The organism is Maritalea mediterranea, assembly GCF_021568695.1.
GTDB lineage: Bacteria > Pseudomonadota > Alphaproteobacteria > Rhizobiales > Devosiaceae > Maritalea > Maritalea mediterranea.
Window position 1 is genome coordinate 139,180 of record NZ_JAKGTI010000002.1, and the last position, 19,113, is coordinate 158,292.

At 52.1% G+C, this 19,113-nt stretch carries 20 protein-coding genes; 16 read left to right on the top strand and 4 right to left on the bottom strand.

The window, feature by feature from the left end:
- The first annotated feature begins 382 nt into the window (after positions 1–382).
- The 10 genes from L1I42_RS09715 to L1I42_RS09760 all read left to right on the top strand — a co-directional run bounded on the left by L1I42_RS09715 (position 383) and on the right by L1I42_RS09760 (position 9,561).
- The gene (locus tag L1I42_RS09715) at positions 383–1,462 is read left to right on the top strand and encodes an acyltransferase family protein (RefSeq protein WP_236114332.1); all 1,080 of its coding nucleotides are present in this window, start codon (positions 383–385) and stop codon (positions 1,460–1,462) included.
- A 169-nt stretch (positions 1,463–1,631) separates the two neighbouring features.
- Positions 1,632–2,321, top strand: a complete 690-nt coding sequence (gene purQ / locus L1I42_RS09720; RefSeq protein WP_236114333.1) for a phosphoribosylformylglycinamidine synthase subunit PurQ — start codon at positions 1,632–1,634, stop codon at positions 2,319–2,321.
- Entirely contained in the window at positions 2,322–4,529 is a 2,208-nt protein-coding gene (gene purL / locus L1I42_RS09725; RefSeq protein WP_236114334.1) for a phosphoribosylformylglycinamidine synthase subunit PurL, read from the top strand.
- Between the two features lie 24 nt (positions 4,530–4,553).
- Positions 4,554–4,784: a BolA family protein gene (locus L1I42_RS09730; protein ID WP_117395507.1), complete on the top strand. Its 231-nt coding sequence runs from the start codon at positions 4,554–4,556 to the stop codon at positions 4,782–4,784.
- Positions 4,785–4,789: 5 nt separating this feature from the next.
- Positions 4,790–5,416, top strand: a complete 627-nt coding sequence (locus tag L1I42_RS09735; RefSeq protein ID WP_236114335.1) for an HAD-IA family hydrolase — start codon at positions 4,790–4,792, stop codon at positions 5,414–5,416.
- Positions 5,413–6,330, top strand: coding sequence for a GNAT family N-acetyltransferase (locus tag L1I42_RS09740; protein ID WP_236114336.1), 918 nt, complete (start codon positions 5,413–5,415; stop codon positions 6,328–6,330). The genes L1I42_RS09735 and L1I42_RS09740 overlap by 4 nt, the downstream gene beginning before the upstream one ends.
- Positions 6,331–6,452: 122 nt before the next feature.
- A complete protein-coding gene (locus L1I42_RS09745) occupies positions 6,453–7,337 on the top strand; it encodes a GNAT family N-acetyltransferase (protein ID WP_236114337.1) in 885 nt (294 codons plus the stop codon).
- 95 nt (positions 7,338–7,432) lie between these two features.
- Positions 7,433–7,768 carry a Grx4 family monothiol glutaredoxin gene (gene grxD, locus L1I42_RS09750; RefSeq protein WP_236114338.1) on the top strand — a complete coding sequence of 112 codons (336 nt, stop codon included), beginning with the start codon at positions 7,433–7,435 and terminating at the stop codon, positions 7,766–7,768.
- Entirely contained in the window at positions 7,768–8,229 is a 462-nt protein-coding gene (locus L1I42_RS09755; protein WP_236114339.1) for a YtoQ family protein, read from the top strand. The genes grxD and L1I42_RS09755 overlap by 1 nt, the downstream gene beginning before the upstream one ends.
- A 96-nt stretch (positions 8,230–8,325) precedes the next feature.
- Positions 8,326–9,561 carry a multidrug effflux MFS transporter gene (locus L1I42_RS09760; protein ID WP_236114340.1) on the top strand — a complete coding sequence of 412 codons (1,236 nt, stop codon included), beginning with the start codon at positions 8,326–8,328 and terminating at the stop codon, positions 9,559–9,561.
- Here L1I42_RS09760 and L1I42_RS09765 read toward each other — a convergent pair.
- Positions 9,527–10,468: an AEC family transporter gene (locus tag L1I42_RS09765; protein ID WP_236114341.1), complete on the bottom strand. Its 942-nt coding sequence runs from the start codon at positions 10,466–10,468 to the stop codon at positions 9,527–9,529. The two genes, L1I42_RS09760 and L1I42_RS09765, sit on opposite strands and share 35 nt — an antisense overlap.
- 204 nt (positions 10,469–10,672) lie before the next feature.
- Between L1I42_RS09765 and L1I42_RS09770 the strand changes: the two genes are divergently transcribed.
- Positions 10,673–11,902: a multidrug effflux MFS transporter gene (locus L1I42_RS09770; RefSeq protein ID WP_236114342.1), complete on the top strand. Its 1,230-nt coding sequence runs from the start codon at positions 10,673–10,675 to the stop codon at positions 11,900–11,902.
- Between the two features lie 105 nt (positions 11,903–12,007).
- Positions 12,008–13,246 carry an MFS transporter gene (locus tag L1I42_RS09775; protein WP_236114343.1) on the top strand — a complete coding sequence of 413 codons (1,239 nt, stop codon included), beginning with the start codon at positions 12,008–12,010 and terminating at the stop codon, positions 13,244–13,246.
- Here the strand turns inward: L1I42_RS09775 and ttcA are convergent, their stop codons facing one another.
- Both ttcA and L1I42_RS09785 read right to left on the bottom strand, forming a co-directional pair.
- Entirely contained in the window at positions 13,247–14,071 is an 825-nt protein-coding gene (ttcA, locus tag L1I42_RS09780) for a tRNA 2-thiocytidine(32) synthetase TtcA (protein ID WP_236114344.1), read from the bottom strand. It abuts the gene before it with no gap.
- Between the two features lie 63 nt (positions 14,072–14,134).
- Positions 14,135–14,524, bottom strand: a complete 390-nt coding sequence (locus L1I42_RS09785) for a cupin domain-containing protein (protein WP_236114345.1) — start codon at positions 14,522–14,524, stop codon at positions 14,135–14,137.
- 195 nt (positions 14,525–14,719) lie between these two features.
- On the opposite strand from L1I42_RS09785, the gene sbmA reads away from it, so the two are divergent.
- The gene (sbmA, locus tag L1I42_RS09790) at positions 14,720–15,943 is read left to right on the top strand and encodes a peptide antibiotic transporter SbmA (RefSeq protein WP_236114346.1); all 1,224 of its coding nucleotides are present in this window, start codon (positions 14,720–14,722) and stop codon (positions 15,941–15,943) included.
- Between the two features lie 71 nt (positions 15,944–16,014).
- Here sbmA and rpsD read toward each other — a convergent pair whose 3' ends face one another.
- Complete coding sequence (rpsD, locus tag L1I42_RS09795; protein WP_236114347.1) at positions 16,015–16,632, bottom strand: 30S ribosomal protein S4; 618 nt, start codon at positions 16,630–16,632, stop codon at positions 16,015–16,017.
- 330 nt (positions 16,633–16,962) lie between these two features.
- Here rpsD and L1I42_RS09800 point away from each other — a divergent pair, with 330 nt between their 5' ends.
- The 3 genes from L1I42_RS09800 to L1I42_RS09810 are packed head-to-tail and all read left to right on the top strand — an operon-like array spanning position 16,963 to position 19,109.
- Positions 16,963–17,316, top strand: a complete 354-nt coding sequence (locus L1I42_RS09800; protein ID WP_236114348.1) for a GntR family transcriptional regulator — start codon at positions 16,963–16,965, stop codon at positions 17,314–17,316.
- 9 nt (positions 17,317–17,325) lie between these two features.
- A complete protein-coding gene (locus L1I42_RS09805; RefSeq protein ID WP_236114349.1) occupies positions 17,326–18,213 on the top strand; it encodes an ABC transporter ATP-binding protein in 888 nt (295 codons plus the stop codon).
- Positions 18,210–19,109 (top strand): hypothetical protein, encoded by a 900-nt coding sequence (locus tag L1I42_RS09810; RefSeq protein WP_236114350.1) that lies wholly within the window; start codon positions 18,210–18,212, stop codon positions 19,107–19,109. The genes L1I42_RS09805 and L1I42_RS09810 overlap by 4 nt, the downstream gene beginning before the upstream one ends.
- Positions 19,110–19,113 lie beyond the last annotated feature (4 nt).

Here is a 19,113-nt window from a genome sequence, read left to right on the forward strand (position 1 = left end):
TTGTTCGCGTGGAACATGTGGGGCGCGCTGAATTCTAATAAAATCGTCACAACCACATGATAGGGATGGTGATAAGTGATTTATCACCGGATGGGTAACCAGTATGATTAAACGGCTCTCGCTCACCGCAGCATTTTTCCTTGCTTTGGCCATTATGGCCGGTGCGTACAGCACTGTGCCTCTGGCCTAGGCACCTCATCGGCTTGCTGAAACCGCTGCACAATTGATGATTTTCATCCGTTTCAAAATTAAGTAAAATTTTACGATTTAAACAAAAGCATTAACCTCACTGGTAATTTTCCCAGCAAAAACAACGTTAGTGCATTCTTATATTCACAGTTTCGCGATATAAACGGCCATCTTACTTTGCGAGGGTGGACAAATGGCGAATGCAAAACGTTTGGACTGGGTAGACGCTGCCAAGGGGATCTCAATACTCCTTGTAGTGATGATGCATTCAACTCTTGGTGTGGGTCAGGATGCAGGTGATATCGGCTTTATGCATTATGCCGTAACTTACTCTGCGCCCTTCCGCATGCCTGAATTCTTTTTGATTTCCGGGCTTTTCCTATCTTATGTCATAGGACGCAGCTGGGGCCGCTATGCCGACCGTCGGGTGGTGCATTATTTGTACTTCTACGCGCTGTGGGCCATCATTTTGTTGTTCTTTAAAACAGTGATCGCCTCTGGCGATGTGGCCAGCTTTGTGTCCGGTATTTTCTTTGCCGTCTTCGAACCCTATTCCATCTTGTGGTTCATCTACATGCTGGCATTTTTCTCAGCCGCCACAAAGCTGCTGCACAACAATCATGTGCCGCACTGGTTGGTTTTGTCGGTCACCGCAATCTTACAAATGCTGCCCTCGGCAAGCGGCGGCACACTTATCGGCTATTTCGCTGACTATTTCGTGTTCTTCTATGCCGGTTATGCCTTTGCACCCCAGATTTTCAAGATCACCCGATGGGCACAAGAAAACATTATCCTGGCTGTTCTCGGCTTGTTGGTGTGGGCTGGCGTCAATGTCGGTTTAGTATTTTGGCCGAGTGTCGACATGCAACCCGATCACGTTTCAACCGGCTACGCCTCTTTGCCTGGTGTTCACTTGATCCTGGCCTTTGCTGGCGCCACGGCCATCTGCGTGTTCTCTGCCCTTTTGGCGCGGTTTAACCTCTCAGGCCCGTTGGCCTATATCGGCGAACGCTCACTGGCCGTTTATGTGGCGTTCGTTATTCCCATGGCAATCTTCCGTACCGTCATGTTCAAACTTGGCATCATCACAGATGTAGGTGCCATCAGCCTGTTGGTGATGATCGTCGCCGCAACCGCTTCTTTGATCGTTTACGAGATCATCCAAAAGGTCGGCTATGGCAAGTTTTTGTATGAACGCCCTGAATGGGCAAAACTTGAAGCCGCGCGGGAAAAACCTGACCAACGAGTCAAAAACGGCACCCCGGCTGAATAGTTTTCCAAAAAAACTCGGATTTCTTTGAAAAAAGCGGCGCGAGACCTCTCGCGCCTCTTGCTTTTTGGGGGCTTTTTGAACCATTAAGAGCCAAACCCAACCGCATCTTTTCAGCGCCCAGAGCGCGGATGCAAATTGTGCCTTTGCACACCGAAAAGGAATCACGCTCATGAAGTCTGCAGTGATTGTCTTCCCCGGCCTCAACCGCGACAGAGACATGATCGCCGCACTTGAAAAAGTGACGGGAGAAAAACCACATCTAGCTTGGCACGGCGATAGCGACCTGCCAGACGTTGATTTGGTTGTGGTCCCCGGCGGTTTCTCCTATGGCGACTATTTGCGTGCTGGCGCCATTGCCGCGCGCTCGCCCATGCTGAAGCGGGTGAAGGAACATGCAGATCGCGGCGGGCTGACCTTGGGCGTGTGCAACGGCTTCCAAATCCTCACTGAAACAGGCCTCCTGCCCGGCGCATTGATGCGGAATCGGGATTTGAAGTTTTTGTGCAAAGTGATTCATTTAAAAGCAGAAAACACAACTTCACCGTTCACCTCAGCCTATAAGGGCCACGAGGCATTCCCATGCCCCATCGCTCACCATGATGGCAATTATTTCATCGATCCGGACGGCCTGAAAGCCCTTGAAGACAACAACCAGATCGCTTTCCGCTATTGCGATGAAAACGGCAATGTCACCCTTGAAGCCAACCCGAATGGCTCCATTGAAAACATCGCCGGCATCACCAACAAGCAGGGCAATGTGTTGGGCATGATGCCCCACCCGGAAAACCTTATCGAAGCAGCTCATGGCGGCATTGAAGGCCGCTACATCTTTGACAGCCTAGTGGCAGCGGTGGCGTAAATGTTGAAAAATCAGAATATCGAAATCACCCCTGAATTGATCGCCAGCCATGGCCTCAATGAAGAAGAATACGCCAAAATCCTTGAGCTGATTGGCCGCGAACCCACTTACACTGAGTTGGGCATTTTCTCAGCCATGTGGAACGAGCACTGCTCTTACAAATCCTCAAAGAAATGGCTGAAAACCCTGCCAACAACAGGCGACCGTGTAATCCACGGGCCGGGCGAAAATGCGGGCGTTGTGGATATTGATGATGGCCAGGCCGTGGTGTTCAAAATGGAAAGCCACAACCACCCGTCATACATTGAGCCTTATCAAGGCGCAGCCACAGGCGTTGGCGGCATTTTGCGTGATGTGTTCACCATGGGCGCCCGCCCGATCGCAGCGATGAACGCCCTACGCTTTGGCGCACCCGATCACGAAAAAACCCGTCACCTTGTGTCGGGCGTTGTGGCTGGCGTTGGCGGCTATGGCAACTCCTTCGGCGTACCCACCGTTGGTGGCGAGGTTGAGTTCGACCCACGCTACAATGGCAACATCTTGGTCAATGCGTTCGCCGCGGGCCTTGCCGATGCCGATAAAATCTTCCTTTGCGCCGCCAAAGGTGTTGGCCTGCCCATCGTTTATCTTGGCGCCAAAACCGGACGCGATGGCGTTGGTGGCGCGACGATGGCGTCTGCCGAATTCGGCGATGACATTGATGAAAAGCGCCCCACCGTACAGGTGGGTGACCCGTTCACCGAAAAATGCCTGCTCGAAGCCTGCTTGGAGCTGATGCAAACGGGTGCGGTGATCGCCATTCAAGATATGGGTGCCGCTGGCCTCACCTGTTCTGCTGTGGAAATGGGCGCGCAAGGCAATCTCGGCGTTGAGCTTTATCTGGATGATGTCCCCACCCGCGAAGAAGCGATGACAGCCTATGAAATGATGTTGTCTGAAAGCCAAGAGCGCATGCTCATGGTGCTTGATCCTGAAAAAGAAGATGTGGCCAAGGCCATCTTCCACAAATGGGATCTCGACTTCGCCATCGTTGGCAAAACCACCGACGATCTGCGTTTCCGCGTGATCCATGAAGGCGCCGAAGTCGCCAACTTGCCGATTAAAGATTTGGGCGACGAAGCCCCCGAATATGATCGGCCGCGTGCAGCCTATCCCGCCCCCTCAACACTTGGCGAAATCGACAGCAATATCGATATCGCCCAAGCGTTGCTGACTCTTGTGGGCAATGCAAACGGCGCGTCACGCCGCTGGGTTTGGGAGCAATATGATACGCTGATTCAAGGCAATTCTGTGCAAGTGCCGGGCGGTGACGCCGGTGTGGTGCGTGTGGAAGGGGCAGACGGCAAAAAAGCCCTCGCCTTCTCCGTCGACGTAACCCCACGCTATTGCGAAGCCAACCCGCGAGAAGGTGGCAAGCAGGCTGTCGCCGAATGCTGGCGCAACCTCTCTGCTGTTGGCGCACTGCCCTTGGCCGCAACTGACAATTTGAATTTCGGCAATCCCGAAAAGCCAGAAATCATGGAGCAGTTCTCACAAGCCATTCTCGGCATTGGCGATGCCTGCCGCGCGCTTGAGTTCCCAATCGTCTCTGGCAACGTGTCGCTTTACAACGAAACCAACGGTATTGGCATTTTACCAACTCCAGCCATTGGCGGCGTTGGCCTGCTGAAAGACTGGGCAAAAATGATGACTCTTTCCTTCAAAGAAGAAGGCGAAGTGATTCTTTTGATTGGCGAAAAAGGCACCCACCTTGGCCAATCCGCCCTACTGCGCGATTGCTTCAACCGCATTGAAGGCGATGCGCCAACGGTTGATCTGGAAAAAGAAGCCAAGCATGGCGCACTGATCCGTGATCTCATTGATCAGCAACAGCTCACCGCCTGCCACGATCTCTCGGATGGCGGCCTAGTGGTGGCATTGGCAGAGATGGCGATGAAGGGCAAAATCGGCGCGCAGCTAGAGCTTTCAAATGATCTGGGTGAATTGTTCGGTGAAGATCAAGCCCGCTATATCGTGACGGTAAAATCTGATAATCTTGAGTCGGTTCTGGCCGCTGCCAAGGTACAAAATGTGCCGGTGACCCAATTGGGCACCGTAGGTGGCGATAAGCTGGAAGCAAAAGATATATTTGCCGTATCGGTTGCGGAACTCAGCGATTTCCATGAAAGTTGGTTCCCAGACTATATGGCAGCAGAAGCGGCGCAATAGCCGCCTGATTGGAGATTGTTGTTTATGTCTATTGGTACCGCTGAAATCGAACGTTTGATCACCGAAGCCATTCCCGGCGCAGAAGTGAATGCGGATACAGATGACGGCCATCACTATACCGCTGTTGTTGTGGCAGAAGCCTTCCGCGGCAAATCCCGCGTGCAACAGCACCAAATGGTCAATGCTGCACTGAAACAAGTGCTCGATAGCGGCGAACTTCACGCCCTTGCCCTGAAAACAAACGCACCGGAATAATTCCGGTGCGGTCCATTCTTTTTGATGTGGATGGCGTGGTCATCCACTCCATTTTTCATCAAGACCCCGGGCGGATTCGCAGCTGGAAGCAGCACCTTCACATGGATTTCGGAATTGAAGTGGAAACCTTCAAATCCTTCTTCCGCGATCATTACAGTGGGGTCGTGACAGGCGAACGATCGATTGTTTCTGCCCTTGATGAATTTTTGCCAAGCATCGGCGCAGACCATATCAACAGCCTCGACCTGCTTGAATATTGGTTCAAAAACGACATGGCCATAAACCGTCAATTGCTCGACGGCATCAAAAAACTCAAGCAAAAAGCAGACGTCAAAATCTACCTCGCCACCAATCAGGAGCACCTCCGCGCCTTTTATATGTGGCATGATTTAAAGCTCAGCCATATTTTCGATGATATGTTTTACGCCGCTCGCCTCGGCGTTGCGAAACCTGACCCATCCTTTTTCCAAAAAGTAGATCAACTGCTTGGTCCTCAAAGCGAGGCGCCACTATTTTTTGACGATGGCCAAAGAAACGTGGATGCTGGGAACCAGCAAGGCTGGGATTCGGCCCTGTTTGTCACTAAAAATGATTTTTTTGAGCACCCTTGGGTGAATAAATTTTTGAAATGAAACATACTTTATACCCCTGGGACCGCGGCTTTACTCTGCGATCCTGGCGTGAAGAAGATAGCCATGCAATGGCCGATCTGCACCGCCGGTCCATTTTTGCATCTGGTGAGGACCATTACACCAAAGAGCAACAAGAGAGTTGGGCCCACGGCTTAACTGCAAATGGCTATACAGAATGCGCAAAAGATGGCGAAGTCTACATAGTCGCCGTCGACGAGACTGACACCCCTATCGCCTTTTGCGGCTACAAGAATAGTGAGATATGCGGCCTCTATGTCGATCCGGCACACCAGGGCCGAGATATCGGACGGCGACTTTTGTTTCGCGCGTTTATAAATATTTCTCAAATAAAACCAGATAAAATCACTCTGTCGGCAAGCGCTCCGGCCAAAACATTTTATGAGAAATATGGATACAAATCAGTTGGCGAACGCACCTACAAAACCCGTGGCGGCATTGGCATAAATGTCTACGACATGGAAACTGACCAAATTAAATATTCCGATCAATTGGGTCCACACAATGGTCGCGAACTTTCATTAATGCTGGCAGGGCAAAAACGGGTGGCATTTTTTGACGAGCTCAATCCGGTTGAGGCTTTCGAACCTCACATAAGTGAAGGTAAAATTTGCTGCCACAACTTTCCGGAAATTTCGCAAGACCTTTATGACCTCATCAAAATTCGTGAATCACAACTGATGTCATTCGACACCGCCGCTCTTTACTATTTGCCCGGCGAAGAAGCGCGCATGTTAGAGCTAAAAGCTGCCCTACTCGAACTAACCCAAAGAAATACCCGAGAGCGGTTTTTCCAATTACACCGCCGCGTTGGCAAACTCTTGGATTATCCCGACGAAGCGATTAATTATTACATTGAACGGCGACGGCAACGACTGGAAGAAAAACATGGGTAAGCTGCACAATCGATGCCAGCCCCATTATCCTTTGACGCTGGGCAAAAAAAAGTAGATGCTGAACAGACGCGAGGGCGACAAGCTGCTGCAAAATTTGAAAGAGAAGATTTTTTCGAGCGCCTATGGGTGAAAAACCAATTGGAGCCACAAAGGTAAAAATCGTCCCCATCGCCGATGAGCATTGGGACCAACTCCCTGACATTCACAGGGCGGCCATTCTGGCTGTGCCGAACAAGTTTCATGATCGTACCGCCCGCGAAAGCTGGGCACATGGCCTCATTCCCGAAGGCTATAAACAGTCTGCACAGGATGGCGAGGTCTTTTTTGTGGCCTTAGATGAAAACGATTGCCCGATCGGCTTTAGCGGCCACCGCGGCTATGAAATGACTGCGCTGTTCGTTGCGCCCGAGCATCAGCACAAAGGCGTTGCCACAGCGCTTTATAACCGCACGATCAGCGAAATATTAAAGGGCCGCCCGGAAAAGATCGTCCTCACCTCATCCCATCCGGCCCTCGGTTTTTATGAGAAACAGGGCTTTATTGCCGTGCAAGAACGCGAAGAGATCACACGCGGCGGCGCGTTCATCCTTGTGTTCGATATGGAAGCGCCAGTCAATCGCCCGCCCCATGAGGGCCGCGAACTTGATTTGATGCTGGGTGGACGCAAAAAAATCGCTTATTTCGGCGACAATGATCCAGAAGAGACTTTCCGTCCATATGTGATCTCCGAACAGATCAAGCGCTATGTCTGGCAGGAACGTGCCGACTATTTGCAGCAATTGTTCAAGGAAAGCGGCCAATTGGACATCGTGCCCGTGGCTCCCGTGATCTATTATCTGCCACAATATGAAGCAGAAAAAGACCGGCTCGTCACCCTTTTGCGCAAGCATATGATTGAAGGTGAGCATGATCTGCGCGAGGAGTTGGAAATGAGCGAGTTGCTCGGCTATCCCTCCTATGCGGTCAAGGCCTTCCTCGAGCGCATGCGCGCCATGCGACAAAATTGATGAGCATCATCCTCGACATTTAGGTCTGTCTATCCTATTTAGGGCCTAATTGGTCACCTTGTCGGGCCTTAACCCCGAATATAAAGGAAAGCATTATGAGCGACATCAACGCATTTATCGACGAACAAGTAAAAAACAATGACGTGTTTCTGTTTATGAAAGGCACGCCGGATTTCCCCCAGTGCGGTTTCTCCGGCCAAGTGGCTCAGATCTTGAACTATCTTGAAGTCGAATATGCCAGCGCCAATGTGCTGGAAAGCAACGAGCTGCGCGAAGGCATCAAGCAATATTCAAACTGGCCCACCATTCCCCAGCTTTATGTGAAGGGCGAATTTGTTGGCGGTTGCGACATTATCCGCGAGATGGCGCAAGAAGGCGAATTGCAGCAGCTTTTTGCTGATAAAGGCATCAAAGCCAAACAGGCCAGCTAATGACCCGCATTTGGAACGTCTATCTTTCTGGCGAAATCCACACCGATTGGCGCGAGGAAATCGAAAAGGGCTGTGAAGCTGCAGGCTTGCCGGTCGAATTTTCCGCACCCGTCACCGATCATGGCGCGTCCGATGATTGCGGCGTCGCCATTATGGGCGAAGAGCCAAACAAGTTCTGGCACGACCATAAGGGCGCCAAGTTGAACGCCATCCGCACCCGCACCCTCTTGGGCGAAGCCGACATTGTGGTGGTGCGTTTTGGCGACAAATATAAGCAGTGGAACGCCGCTTTCGACGCCGGATTCGCTGCGGCCCTTGGCTTACCATTGATCGTGATGCATGGCGCTGACCATCAACACGCGCTCAAGGAAGTGGATGCCTCAGCCCTCGCGGTGATCGAAACACCGGAGCAGGTGGTGCACATCCTTGAATATGTGATCAACGGTAAACTGCCCGGATAGAAAACTTTAGCCCTGACGGAAACCTTCTGTCAGGGCTTGCCAATTGGTCAAACCTCCCGCATCAATAGCGCACTTCATTTTTTTGCGACTAATCCGATGCGTTTAAAGCTTAATCCCAACACCAACTATATCGAATTCGTGCTGCTGGCCGCCACCCTGATGGCGCTCAATGCGGTGGCCATTGATATAATGTTGCCCGCCCTGCCGGAAATCGCGACCTCCCTGGGCGCAATCGGCGACAATCAGCAGCAATTGGTGATCACCTATTACTTGGTGGGGTTTGGCCTGAGCCAACTTTTCTACGGCCCGCTATCTGACGCCATCGGCCGTCGCAACACAGCCTTTATCGGCATTTTGATTTTCTTTGTGCCCGTCGCCCTTGCCGCGTTCGTCACCGATTTCAACTCCCTGCTCGTGCTGCGGCTGGTGCAAGGCCTCGGCGCGGGCGCGTCCCGCGTGATCGCTTTTGCCGTGGTGCGCGATGTGTTTGAGGGTAAAAAGCTGGCCAAAACCATGTCACTGATTGTGATGGTGTTTATGGCCATGCCCATCATCGCGCCCAGCCTGGGCCAATTGCTGATCACCTTTTTGCCCTGGCAAAGCACTTTTGCCTTTATGGCCATCATGGCGGTGATCGCACTGGTCTGGGTGTTTCTGCGCCTGCCGGAAACATTGTCTATCGAAAACACCCGAGCCTTTCGCCCCAAAATCATATTGGAAGGCTTTCGCATCGTTTTCACCACGCCGTCATCGCTCTTATTCGGCTGGGCCCAGGCGCTGCTGCTGGGCGCCATTATCGGCTTTTTGGGCACCTCCCCCCAAATATATCTTGAGATTTATGACCTTGGCCCCATCTATCCTTTGATGATTGCCCTTACAGCGTCCAATCTAGCGGTCGCTTCCTTTATCAATTCTCGTCTGGTGGATCGATTTTCAGTTGAAAAGGTCGCCTTCGTGGCCAGCGCCACCTTTGCCCTGTTGGGCGCAATTTGGCTGACCTTCTCGCTCGTCATGGGCGTGCTGCCGCTCTGGCTGCTGGTGTTGCTGCACCAACCGCTCAATTTCTGCTTCGGGCTGGCCGGGGTTAATCAGAATAGCCTCGCCATGATCCCCATGAAGCGGGTGGCTGGCACAGCGGCATCCGTGCTCGGCTTCATTTCCAGCGCCGGCGGCGCCGTGGTCGGTGCCATTATTGGCAGCTTCTATAATGATACGATTGCCCCCATCGCCGCAGGCTTTATGGTGGTGGGCATTTTGTCCTGCTGTGCCAGCTTGCTCGGTGCGCGCTTGCAGCCCACTATGCCCCTACCCACCAGCGCGCCAGCAAAATAATCACCGGCAGGGTGAAGAAGGAAAGTGCAGTCTGGATGGTCGCGATAGAGGCATAAAGCTCAGCATCACCGCCCATCTTCTTGGCCAACACATAGCCATTCATGGCGGTGGGCACCCCGGCACTAATCATCAAAATGATAAAGGCATCACCGGTGACGCCGAACAGCACCGAAAAGCCGAACATCACAATCGGCACAAGGATCAGCTTGCTGACGACGGCCACGCCGACCACCGGACTAGGCTTCAGCGCCGCGCGCAAGCTCAACCCCGCCCCCAGCGCCAGCAGCGAAATGCCAAGTGCTGCCCGGCCCAGCAAATCAAGAAAGGTCAACACCGGGTCCCAAACGGGCATACCTGTGAAGTTGACCACAATGCCCACAATACAGCCCCACAGAATCGGATTGCGAGAAATCTGCTTTAACACATTGAAATAGCTAAATTTATGCTCTTCCGAAAATACGGACAGCACTGTCACATTCAGCAATTGCAAAACCGGCACCAGCGCCACAAACGCAACGGCAATCACCGCCAGCCCCGGATCGCCGAAAAATTTCAGCACCAGCGCCATAGCAATAAAACCATGCCAGCGCGTCACGGATTGAAACAAAGTTGTATATTGCGGGCGCCGCAATTGCATCACCTTGCGAAAGAAGGGATAGAGCGCCAGAAAGATCACCGCCATGGTGGTGATCATGCCCATCAACACCAACAGGATTTTGTCAAACTCGATGGTGCCCAAATCGGTGTTGATCAGCGTGCTGGCCAAGAGCGCGGGAAACAATATCCAAAAGCACAGCTCATCCACCACCTGCCATTTGCTGGCCTCCACAAAGTTAAAGCGCCGCAGCAAAAAGCCCAGCACAATAATGGCAAAGACCGGCAAAATACTCTCAAACACACCCAGCATAGGCACTCCTTCACCCCGCATGGGGCCATCAACTGCACGTCACCTAGGCCGGTTTCTGCCCCCGGTCAACCAATTGGTCAAACCTATTGCGCTTTTTTGCCTTAGCTGGCATGATTGTCTGACATATCGACCTGGCTGTTTCGCGATTCCTCCCAGATCTTCGCGCAGCCTGGGGGTTAGTCGACAACCTCACTCAGGTGACCCATGAAAATTGCAAAATTGAATCCGTCCGTAAACCGGATTGAGTTTATCGGACTGGCTGCGCTGATTATGGCGCTCAATGCTTTGGCCATTGATGTGATGCTGCCTGCCCTGCCCATGATTGGCGAGGCCATGCAGGTGGAAGCGGAAAATCACCGGCAATTCATCGTCACCTTCTTTTTGATCGGCTTTGGCTTCTCCCAGCTGTTCTTCGGCCCGCTTTGCGATGCCATTGGGCGCCGAAACACTTTTCTGATCGGGGTCACCATTTACATCCTTGCCGCTGTAGGTGGGGCCATGACCACAGACTTAAACGCCATGCTGGTGATGCGCGTCATTCAGGGCTTGGGCGCTGGCGCATCCCGCGTGGTGGCGCTGTCTATGGTGCGCGATTGCTTTGGCGGCCGCGCCATGGCTGAAGTGATGTCACTGATCATGATGGTCTTTATGATCATGCCCGTGCTGGCCCCCACCTTTGGGCAGTTGATCATTCTGTTCGGTCCCTGGCAGTTTATCTATTATGCCATGGCGCTAATTGCCATTTTTGCCGCCATCTGGACCATCACGCGCCTGCCCGAAACACTGGCACCCGAAAACCGGCGCGCCTTCCGCCCCAAAATCATTATAGAGGGCTTTGCCATTGTGTTCTCAAACCGCATGGCGCTGTCCTACGGCTTGGCCAATATGGTCGCCTTGGGCGCGCTGTTCGGCTTTCTGGCCCCATCGCAGCAAATCTATGGCGAATTGTATGGCCTTGGCCCCTGGTTCCCCGCCGCCTTTGCCTTTATCGCCACGGTTATGTCGCTGGCCTCCTTCATCAATTCGCGACTTGTGGGCCGGTTCGGCATGCGCAAATTATCCCATAGCGCCCTGATCGGCTTTATTTCTCTAAGCCTGTTGTGGTCTATCCTCGCTTATTTGGGCGCCTTACCTTTATGGGCCTTTATGGCGATCCAAGCCCCGGTCATGTTCCTGTTCGGCCTCATGGGCACCAATTTCAACTCACTCTCGATGGAGCCATTGGGCCGCGTGGCCGGCACCGCTGCCTCCGTTTTTGGTTTTATGCAAACCGTCGGCGGTGCCCTGCTCGGCACGTTTATTGGCCAGGCTTATAATGGCTCTGTGCTGCCCATTGCCCTGGGCTATGTGGTATTGGGCAGCGTCAGCATGTGCTTCGTGTTGATTGCCGAAAACGGTAGATTGTTCAAACCGCAATTTGATCCAATATCCTGAGTTTTGGCCGGGCTAAACTCGATTGCAGTATTGTTGATCAAAAAATTTGATTTGCCCATTTGAAGTGATCAGGGCAATTTATGTGCCTGAACCTTGCGAGAGCCTATGAGCACCACCGCAACCACCCCACTCGCGCCCGTGCGCGTTCCGTTGACCTTCATCATCATTGCTGGTTGTTTAATCGCGATGATGTCCTTTGGCGTGCGCTCCACCGCGGGGCTGTTTACTGTGCCCGTCACGGCTGAATTTGGCTGGTCACGCGAAACATGGGGCCTCGCGTTTGCTGTCCAAAACCTGATCTGGGGCCTGATCCAGCCGATCGCAGGTGGCTTTGCCGATAAGCATGGCACCGCCAAAACCCTTGTCATCGGCACCATCGTCTATGCGTTGGGCGTGCTGCTGCTCGCCTATGGGGGCACAGAATGGACGCTATTTTTGGGCGCAGGCCTGTTGATGGGCTTAGGCATCGGCACCGCGTCGTTCGCCGTGGTGATGGCCGCCTTCGGCCGTGCCGTTCCGGCGGAAAAGCGCAGCTTTGTTTTTGGCATCGCCACCGCCGCCTCTTCTGCCGGTCAGTTTGTATTTGCGCCGGTGGGTCAACAATTGATCAATGGCTTTGGCTGGCAAAACGCGTTGCTGATTTTTGCCATCACCTTGCTGGCGATTATCCCGCTTTCCTTCTTTTTGCGCGGCAAATCCGAACACCAGGCCGACGATGGCCGCGACATGCCAGTGTTTGAAACCCTGCGCGAGGCCTTCAAACACCGCTCCTATGTACTGCTGGTGATTGGCTTTTTCGTCTGTGGTTTCCATTTGGCCTTCGTTACCGTGCATATGCCCGCCTATCTGGTGCAGTGTGGGCTCAGCCCCACCGTGGGCAGCTGGGCGTTGGCACTGATCGGTCTGTTCAACATTGTCGGATCGTTGGGTGCGGGCTATCTGGCCGGACGCTTGCCCAAACAGTTCCTGCTGGCCAGCATCTATCTCAGCCGTGTGGTGATCACCGGCCTGTTCCTGCTGCTGCCGATTTCAGAATGGACCACCTATATCTTTGCCGCCATCACCGGCCTACTGTGGCTGGCCACTGTGCCGCCCACCGCCGCGCTGGTCACAGACTTCTTTGGCCCCAAATATATGGGCATGCTTTATGGCTTTGCGTTCCTGTCCCACCAGATCGGCTCCTTCTTCGGCGTCTGGTTGGGCGGCGTCAGCTTTGATCTGACCGGCAATTATGATCTGGTGTGGTATCTGGGCATGATGATCGGCCTGCTTTCTGCAGCACTGCATTTGCCCATCAAGCAAAACCGTGCACCTCACTTTGCCGTGGTCGCGCCGGGCGAATAATCAGGCGGGCGCGTCACCACCAAAATCAAATAGCTCGGGGTCCAGCAAATGGCTGGCTTTGACATTCTGCAGGGCCGCAAACATGCGGTCCTTGCGTCCCGGTGATTTGCGCTCCATATCCGCCAGCATCTGCTTCATCATTTGCCGTTGCAATCCATCCTGAGACCCGCAAAGGTCGCACGGTATGATCGGGAATTGCATTCCGTCGGCAAATTTTTGCAAATCCTGCTCTTCACACAGGGCCAGTGGGCGCAACACCGCCAAGTCCCCCTCATCATTGGTGAGTTTGGGCGGCATGGTGGCCATTTTGCCGCCAAAGAACATGTTGAGCAAAAAAGTCTCCAGCATATCGTCGCGATGGTGCCCCAACACCACGGCGGAACATCCTTCTTCCCGGGCGATGCGATAGAGGTGCCCGCGCCGCAACCGTGAGCAAAGCGAGCAATAGGTATTTCCCTCCGGCACCTTGTCTTTCACGATGGAATAGGTGTCGCGATATTCAATGCGATGGGCGATGCCAAGACTGTCCAGATAGTTCGGCAGCACCTCTTTAGGGAAATGAGGCTGGCCCTGATCCAGATTGCAAGCGAGAATATCCTGTTTCAGCACACCACGCGATTGCAGTTCCAGCAGCAGCGCCAGCAAACCATAAGAATCCTTGCCGCCCGAGAGCGCCACCAGCCAACGGCCCTCTACTTGATGCATATGATAGGTGTTCAGCGCTGTTTCCACCTGCCGCAGCAGGCGCTTGCGCAACTTGCCGAACTCCACTGATTTGGGCATGTCGGCAAAAAGGTTCTGAATGGGCAAAACGGCTCGATCCATGGGCGCACTCATTGATTAATCAAGGCCCCGGCATAACGGTTTTTGCATCAACAATAAAGGGATTTACGCGTTTTCCTGCGCTTTGCGCCGGGCTGCCGCTTTGGCCTTTTCGCGTTCCTTAATCTGCGCCAACGAGCGCCAAAACACCACATAAACCGCAAAATCGCTGGTAAAGCTGACAAACTCGTGTGGCACATCTGCCTCTACGGGCACCACATCCCCAATCTGCATATCGTGTCTTTGGCCCGCAATCGAGATATCAGCGCGTCCACGAATGGCCATATAAATGATATTTACACCTGGCGGGGTCGGATAGGTGCCCGTCTTGGGCGTATAGAGTTGCACGGAAAGGGTGTCTGAGGAGAACGCAGGCGCAAACCAAACCCCATTCGGCCACTTGCGCGTGGCCGGTCCAGGAAGTTTTTCCAGCAAGTCGTCAAATCTGACACGCATAGTCCACCCATAAATATGCTAAAGCGAAAAGGCTTTCGCCTAAAATGACAAAAAAACGAAAATATGGTGTTAATAATACACTATTTAGCCAAAGATTACACAAATGCCGTTAATAAATTGATGTCTTGAAGAAATTTGATTTACACACCTTCCAAATTTTGCATCTATTGATTGAAAATCTTGGGAGGCATTTATATGTTTCGTTCGTTCTTTCCGGCACCAAAGCTGTTCTTCGGCAGCGCCGTGGTGTGGGCCGCCCTTTGCTTCTTGATCTGGTTCACCATTGGTCCGGCACTTCAAAGCGTCATCAGTCTTGATCCAATACTTACGCCAAATCCCGGTGATGATCCAACCCCCTTCCTCACCAACCAGAAGGTCTGGCTCTATCAATTTGTGATCATGGGCGTTTATTTGTTTTGTGTGCCTTGGTATTTTGTCCAACGTCATCGCTGGTATTGGTGGTCCGTTGTGGGTTCCGCAACGATCATTCTGATGCTGTTTGCAAACGTACAGGTGCAGGCTTGGTTGAACGACTGGTATGGCGATTTCTTCAATATTGTTCAAACCGCACTGACCAACCCTGGCAGCATCGCGCCGGAAGACTATTGGGGCAATTTGATTTTTGTGGCCTATGTTGCTGCGCCCAATATCCTGCTTATCGTACTGATTAACTTCTTCACCAGCCATTATGTCTTCCGCTGGAGAACGGCGATGAACTTCTATTATATGAGTTTTTGGCCACATTTGCGACATGTAGAGGGTGCCTCCCAGCGTATTCAGGAAGATGCGATGCGATTTGCTGATGGCTTGGAATCATTGGGCGTGAATTTTGTTTACGCCTTGATGACCTTGGCTGTGTTCCTGCCAATTTTGTGGGGCCTCTCTCAGCAAATCACAGCCCTTCCATTGATCGGCGAAGTACCCGGCTCGCTAATCTGGGTTGCGCTGCTCTCTGCCGCATTCGGTACAGTGGTGTTGGCCGCTGTGGGTATTAAGCTGCCGGGCTTGGAGTTTAACAACCAAAAAGTAGAAGCGGCATATCGCAAGGAATTGGTGTATGCGGAAGATCATGAAGAGCGGGCACAGCCCCAAACGGTGAAAGAGCTCTATTTGGATGTGCAGAAAAACTATTTTCGCCTGTTCTTCCACTACCTCTATTTCAATCTGGTTCGCTCTGCTTACAATCAGGCGTCAAACTTTATCCCGCTTATTGCGCTTGGCCCTTCGATTCTGGCTGGAGCCATCACGCTTGGCGTTTACCAACAGGTGGCCAACGCCTTTGGTCGCGTGGAAAGTTCCTTGCAATATCTGGTGGATTCATGGCCGGCCATCATCAAGCTGATGTCGGTCTATAAACGTTTGCGCAAATTTGAGGCAGAAATTCCTGAAGGCTCACCATTGCCCGAATCTCCTGTTTGATCGGACAGGCGTTTTCCCAAACAAAAAAGGCCGCCCAAACGGGCGGCCTTTTCTTTGATCTTCGTCTCGACTTAACGAGAGTAAAATTCAACAACCAAGTTTGGTTCCATTTGAACCGGATATGGCACATCGGACAACTGGGGGATGCGGGTCAATGAAGCTGTCATTTTAGAATGATCAACGTCTACATAGTCAGGCACATCGCGCTCGGCCAATTGTGTCGCTTCCAGAACCAATGCCAGCTGCTTTGATTTTTCACGGATCTCAACCACATCGCCAACATTGAGGCGGTAGGATGGAATGTTCACGCGCTGGCCGTTCACCAACACATGGCCGTGGTTGACGAACTGACGGGCCGCAAAAACGGTCGGCACAAACTTGGCGCGGTAAACAACAGCGTCCAAACGTTGCTCAAGCAAACCGATCAACAATTCACCGGTGTCGCCTTTTTGACGTGTCGCTTCATTATATACGCGCTTGAATGATTTCTCAGTCAGGTTGCCGTAATAGCCTTTAAGCTTTTGCTTGGCGCGCAACTGCAAACCAAAGTCAGAAAGCTTGCCGCGACGACGCTGGCCGTGCTGGCCTGGGCCATATTCACGACGGTTTACAGGGCTTTTCGGACGGCCCCAGATATTTTCGCCCAAGCGGCGGTCAATTTTATATTTCTCAGAATGGCGTTTAGACATCGCTCGTCCTTCTTAAATCGTAATGAATGACTGCGCCCTCCTCTGCTCCGCCTCTATAAATAGAGTCGAAACCGACAGATCTTGCGAAAAACACGCTTGCTGCGGGTAAACCGCGCATGAAAACCGAAGATCCCGGGTGCACAATTGATTGAAACAACCAATTGATCGCGCTGAATTAGATCAGCCCTTACAAAAAGTCAACCGCAAAACCCGCCAAATTCCGGGCTTCTGACGATTAACTGTAAGTTTTTTGCCCCTGCCTCTTTAAAAAGCACTTGCATCTCCCATTTAGTGTGTTACAACTCTAATACACTAGATGAGTGAGACACAATGAACAATTGGAATGAAACACAGCCGATATTTGTTCAGATCAGAGAGCGATTGACCGACATGATTATCACAGGTTCGGTTAATGAAGGCGAAGCGTTACCCTCGGTGCGGCATATTGCGACAGACTTGTCAGTCAACCCGCTCACGGTCACCAAAGCCTACCAGTCACTTGTTGATCTGGGCGTCATCGAAAAAAGAAGAGGCTTAGGCATGTTTGTTGCTGAAGGCGCGCGCAAGGAGCTTTTGGCGCATGAACGCGAGGCATTTTTGAAAAATGAATGGCCGCGCATTGTGAAACAAATCAAAGCATTAGATCTCGATATGAACGAGCTGATGCGCCACGCTGAAAAATAGAGGCGAGTTATGAACGAGACAGCTAAGCCCCTGATTGAAGCCCGCAATTTGCGCAAGAGCTTCAACAAAAAAGAGATTTTGCACGGGCTGAATTTCACCATTCCCAAGGGGCGCATTGTGGGCCTGGTGGGGCACAATGGTGCCGGCAAAACCACCACTTTGAATGCGATTTTGGGCCTGACCGACTGCGAGGGCGACATAACCGTCCTCGGCCAGAATCCATATCAACACCGCGCAAACTTGATGAATGACATTGCATTCATCTCCGACGTCGCCAGCTTGCCGCGCTTTCTCAAGGTGCGTGAACTGTTTGATTTGATTGAAGATATACACCCCAACTTTTCCAGGGAGAAGGCAAATGGATTTCTTGAGGGCACAGACATCCGCGCTAATGCAAAGATCAAAGCTTTATCAAAAGGTATGGTCGCTCAGCTGCACCTTGCTATCGTCATGGCGATCGATGCTTCGCTTCTAGTTTTGGACGAGCCAACCCTTGGCTTGGACATTACCTACCGCAAGCGCTTCTATAAGCGATTGTTGGAAGATTATATGCATGAAGAGCGCACCCTGCTGATCACCACCCATCAGGTGGATGAGATCGAATTTATGCTTTCCGACATTATGTTCATCAAAGATGGCGAATTGGTTCTGGATTGCCCGATGGAAGATGTGGGCACCCGCTATCACCAGCTTGTCACCGATGAGAAGGAACTGGACGCCCTGCACGCGCTCAAGCCCATCTATGTCGAGCAGAAATTCGGCCAGACCATTATGGTGTTCGATGGCGTGGCTGCCGATCAATTGGCACCATTTGGCAAGGTCAGCACCCCAACCATTTCAGATTTGTTTGTCGCGCTGATGCAGCGTGAAGATACCCGTCAGGGAGAGATAATATGAAACCCTATATCGCGCTCGTAAAACGGGAATTTTTGGAACATCGCGGTGCGTTTTTGATTGCACCGGCCGTTATCACGCTCATCATTATCACTGTGTTTGCCTCGGCCATCTTGCTGGGCCACAGCGAAATTGAAAGCGAAATCCGGGCGGAATTCACGACCATGGATTCCAAAGCAACTTTGTTCACCGCCTTTTATGGCATTTCCATTGTGCTATGGACCATCTATTTGATGATCGCACTGTTCTTCTATTATGCGGATTCCTTCAGTGCCGACCGGAAGAATAACGGGCTATTGTTCTGGAAAAGCATGCCGCAATCAGACCTGAAAATTCTGGGCTCAAAAGTGTTGGCAGGCGGAACGGTCTTCCCGCTGGCCATTGGCGTATGGATTTTGATTGCCGGTGTGATGGCCTATTTGTTCTCCATCTGGATTTCAAGCCTTGTGCCTGGTGTCAGCACCGCAGATCCAATCAGCTTTGTCAGCACCTATATTCAGATGAGCATCTCAGCCGCTGTCATGGTTTTGCTTGCCCTGTTGTGGTACGCTCCCTTCTTTGCCTGGGTGGCGCTGCTGTCCACCGTATTTAAGCGCTGGAGCATTCCGTTGGCGTTCGTGGTGCCGGGGTTGCTGGTTTTGGCCGAACGCATCTTTTATTTCAGCGTGGACAATTTTGAGAGCCGGATCGGCAATTTCATTTCCTATCGACTGGAAAGCATGTTCGCCAATGAAAATTTGCTGGAAGAAACGGTCATTCAAGAAGGCTTCAACGCCGCCACTTTTATCTTTACGATGCTCAACCAATATAACTGGTTTCACATGTTCATCGGCTTGGCGATCACCGCAGGTTTTGTTTATGGCGCAAGCGAATATCGTCGCCGCCTGATCGAAGCCTAGGCTC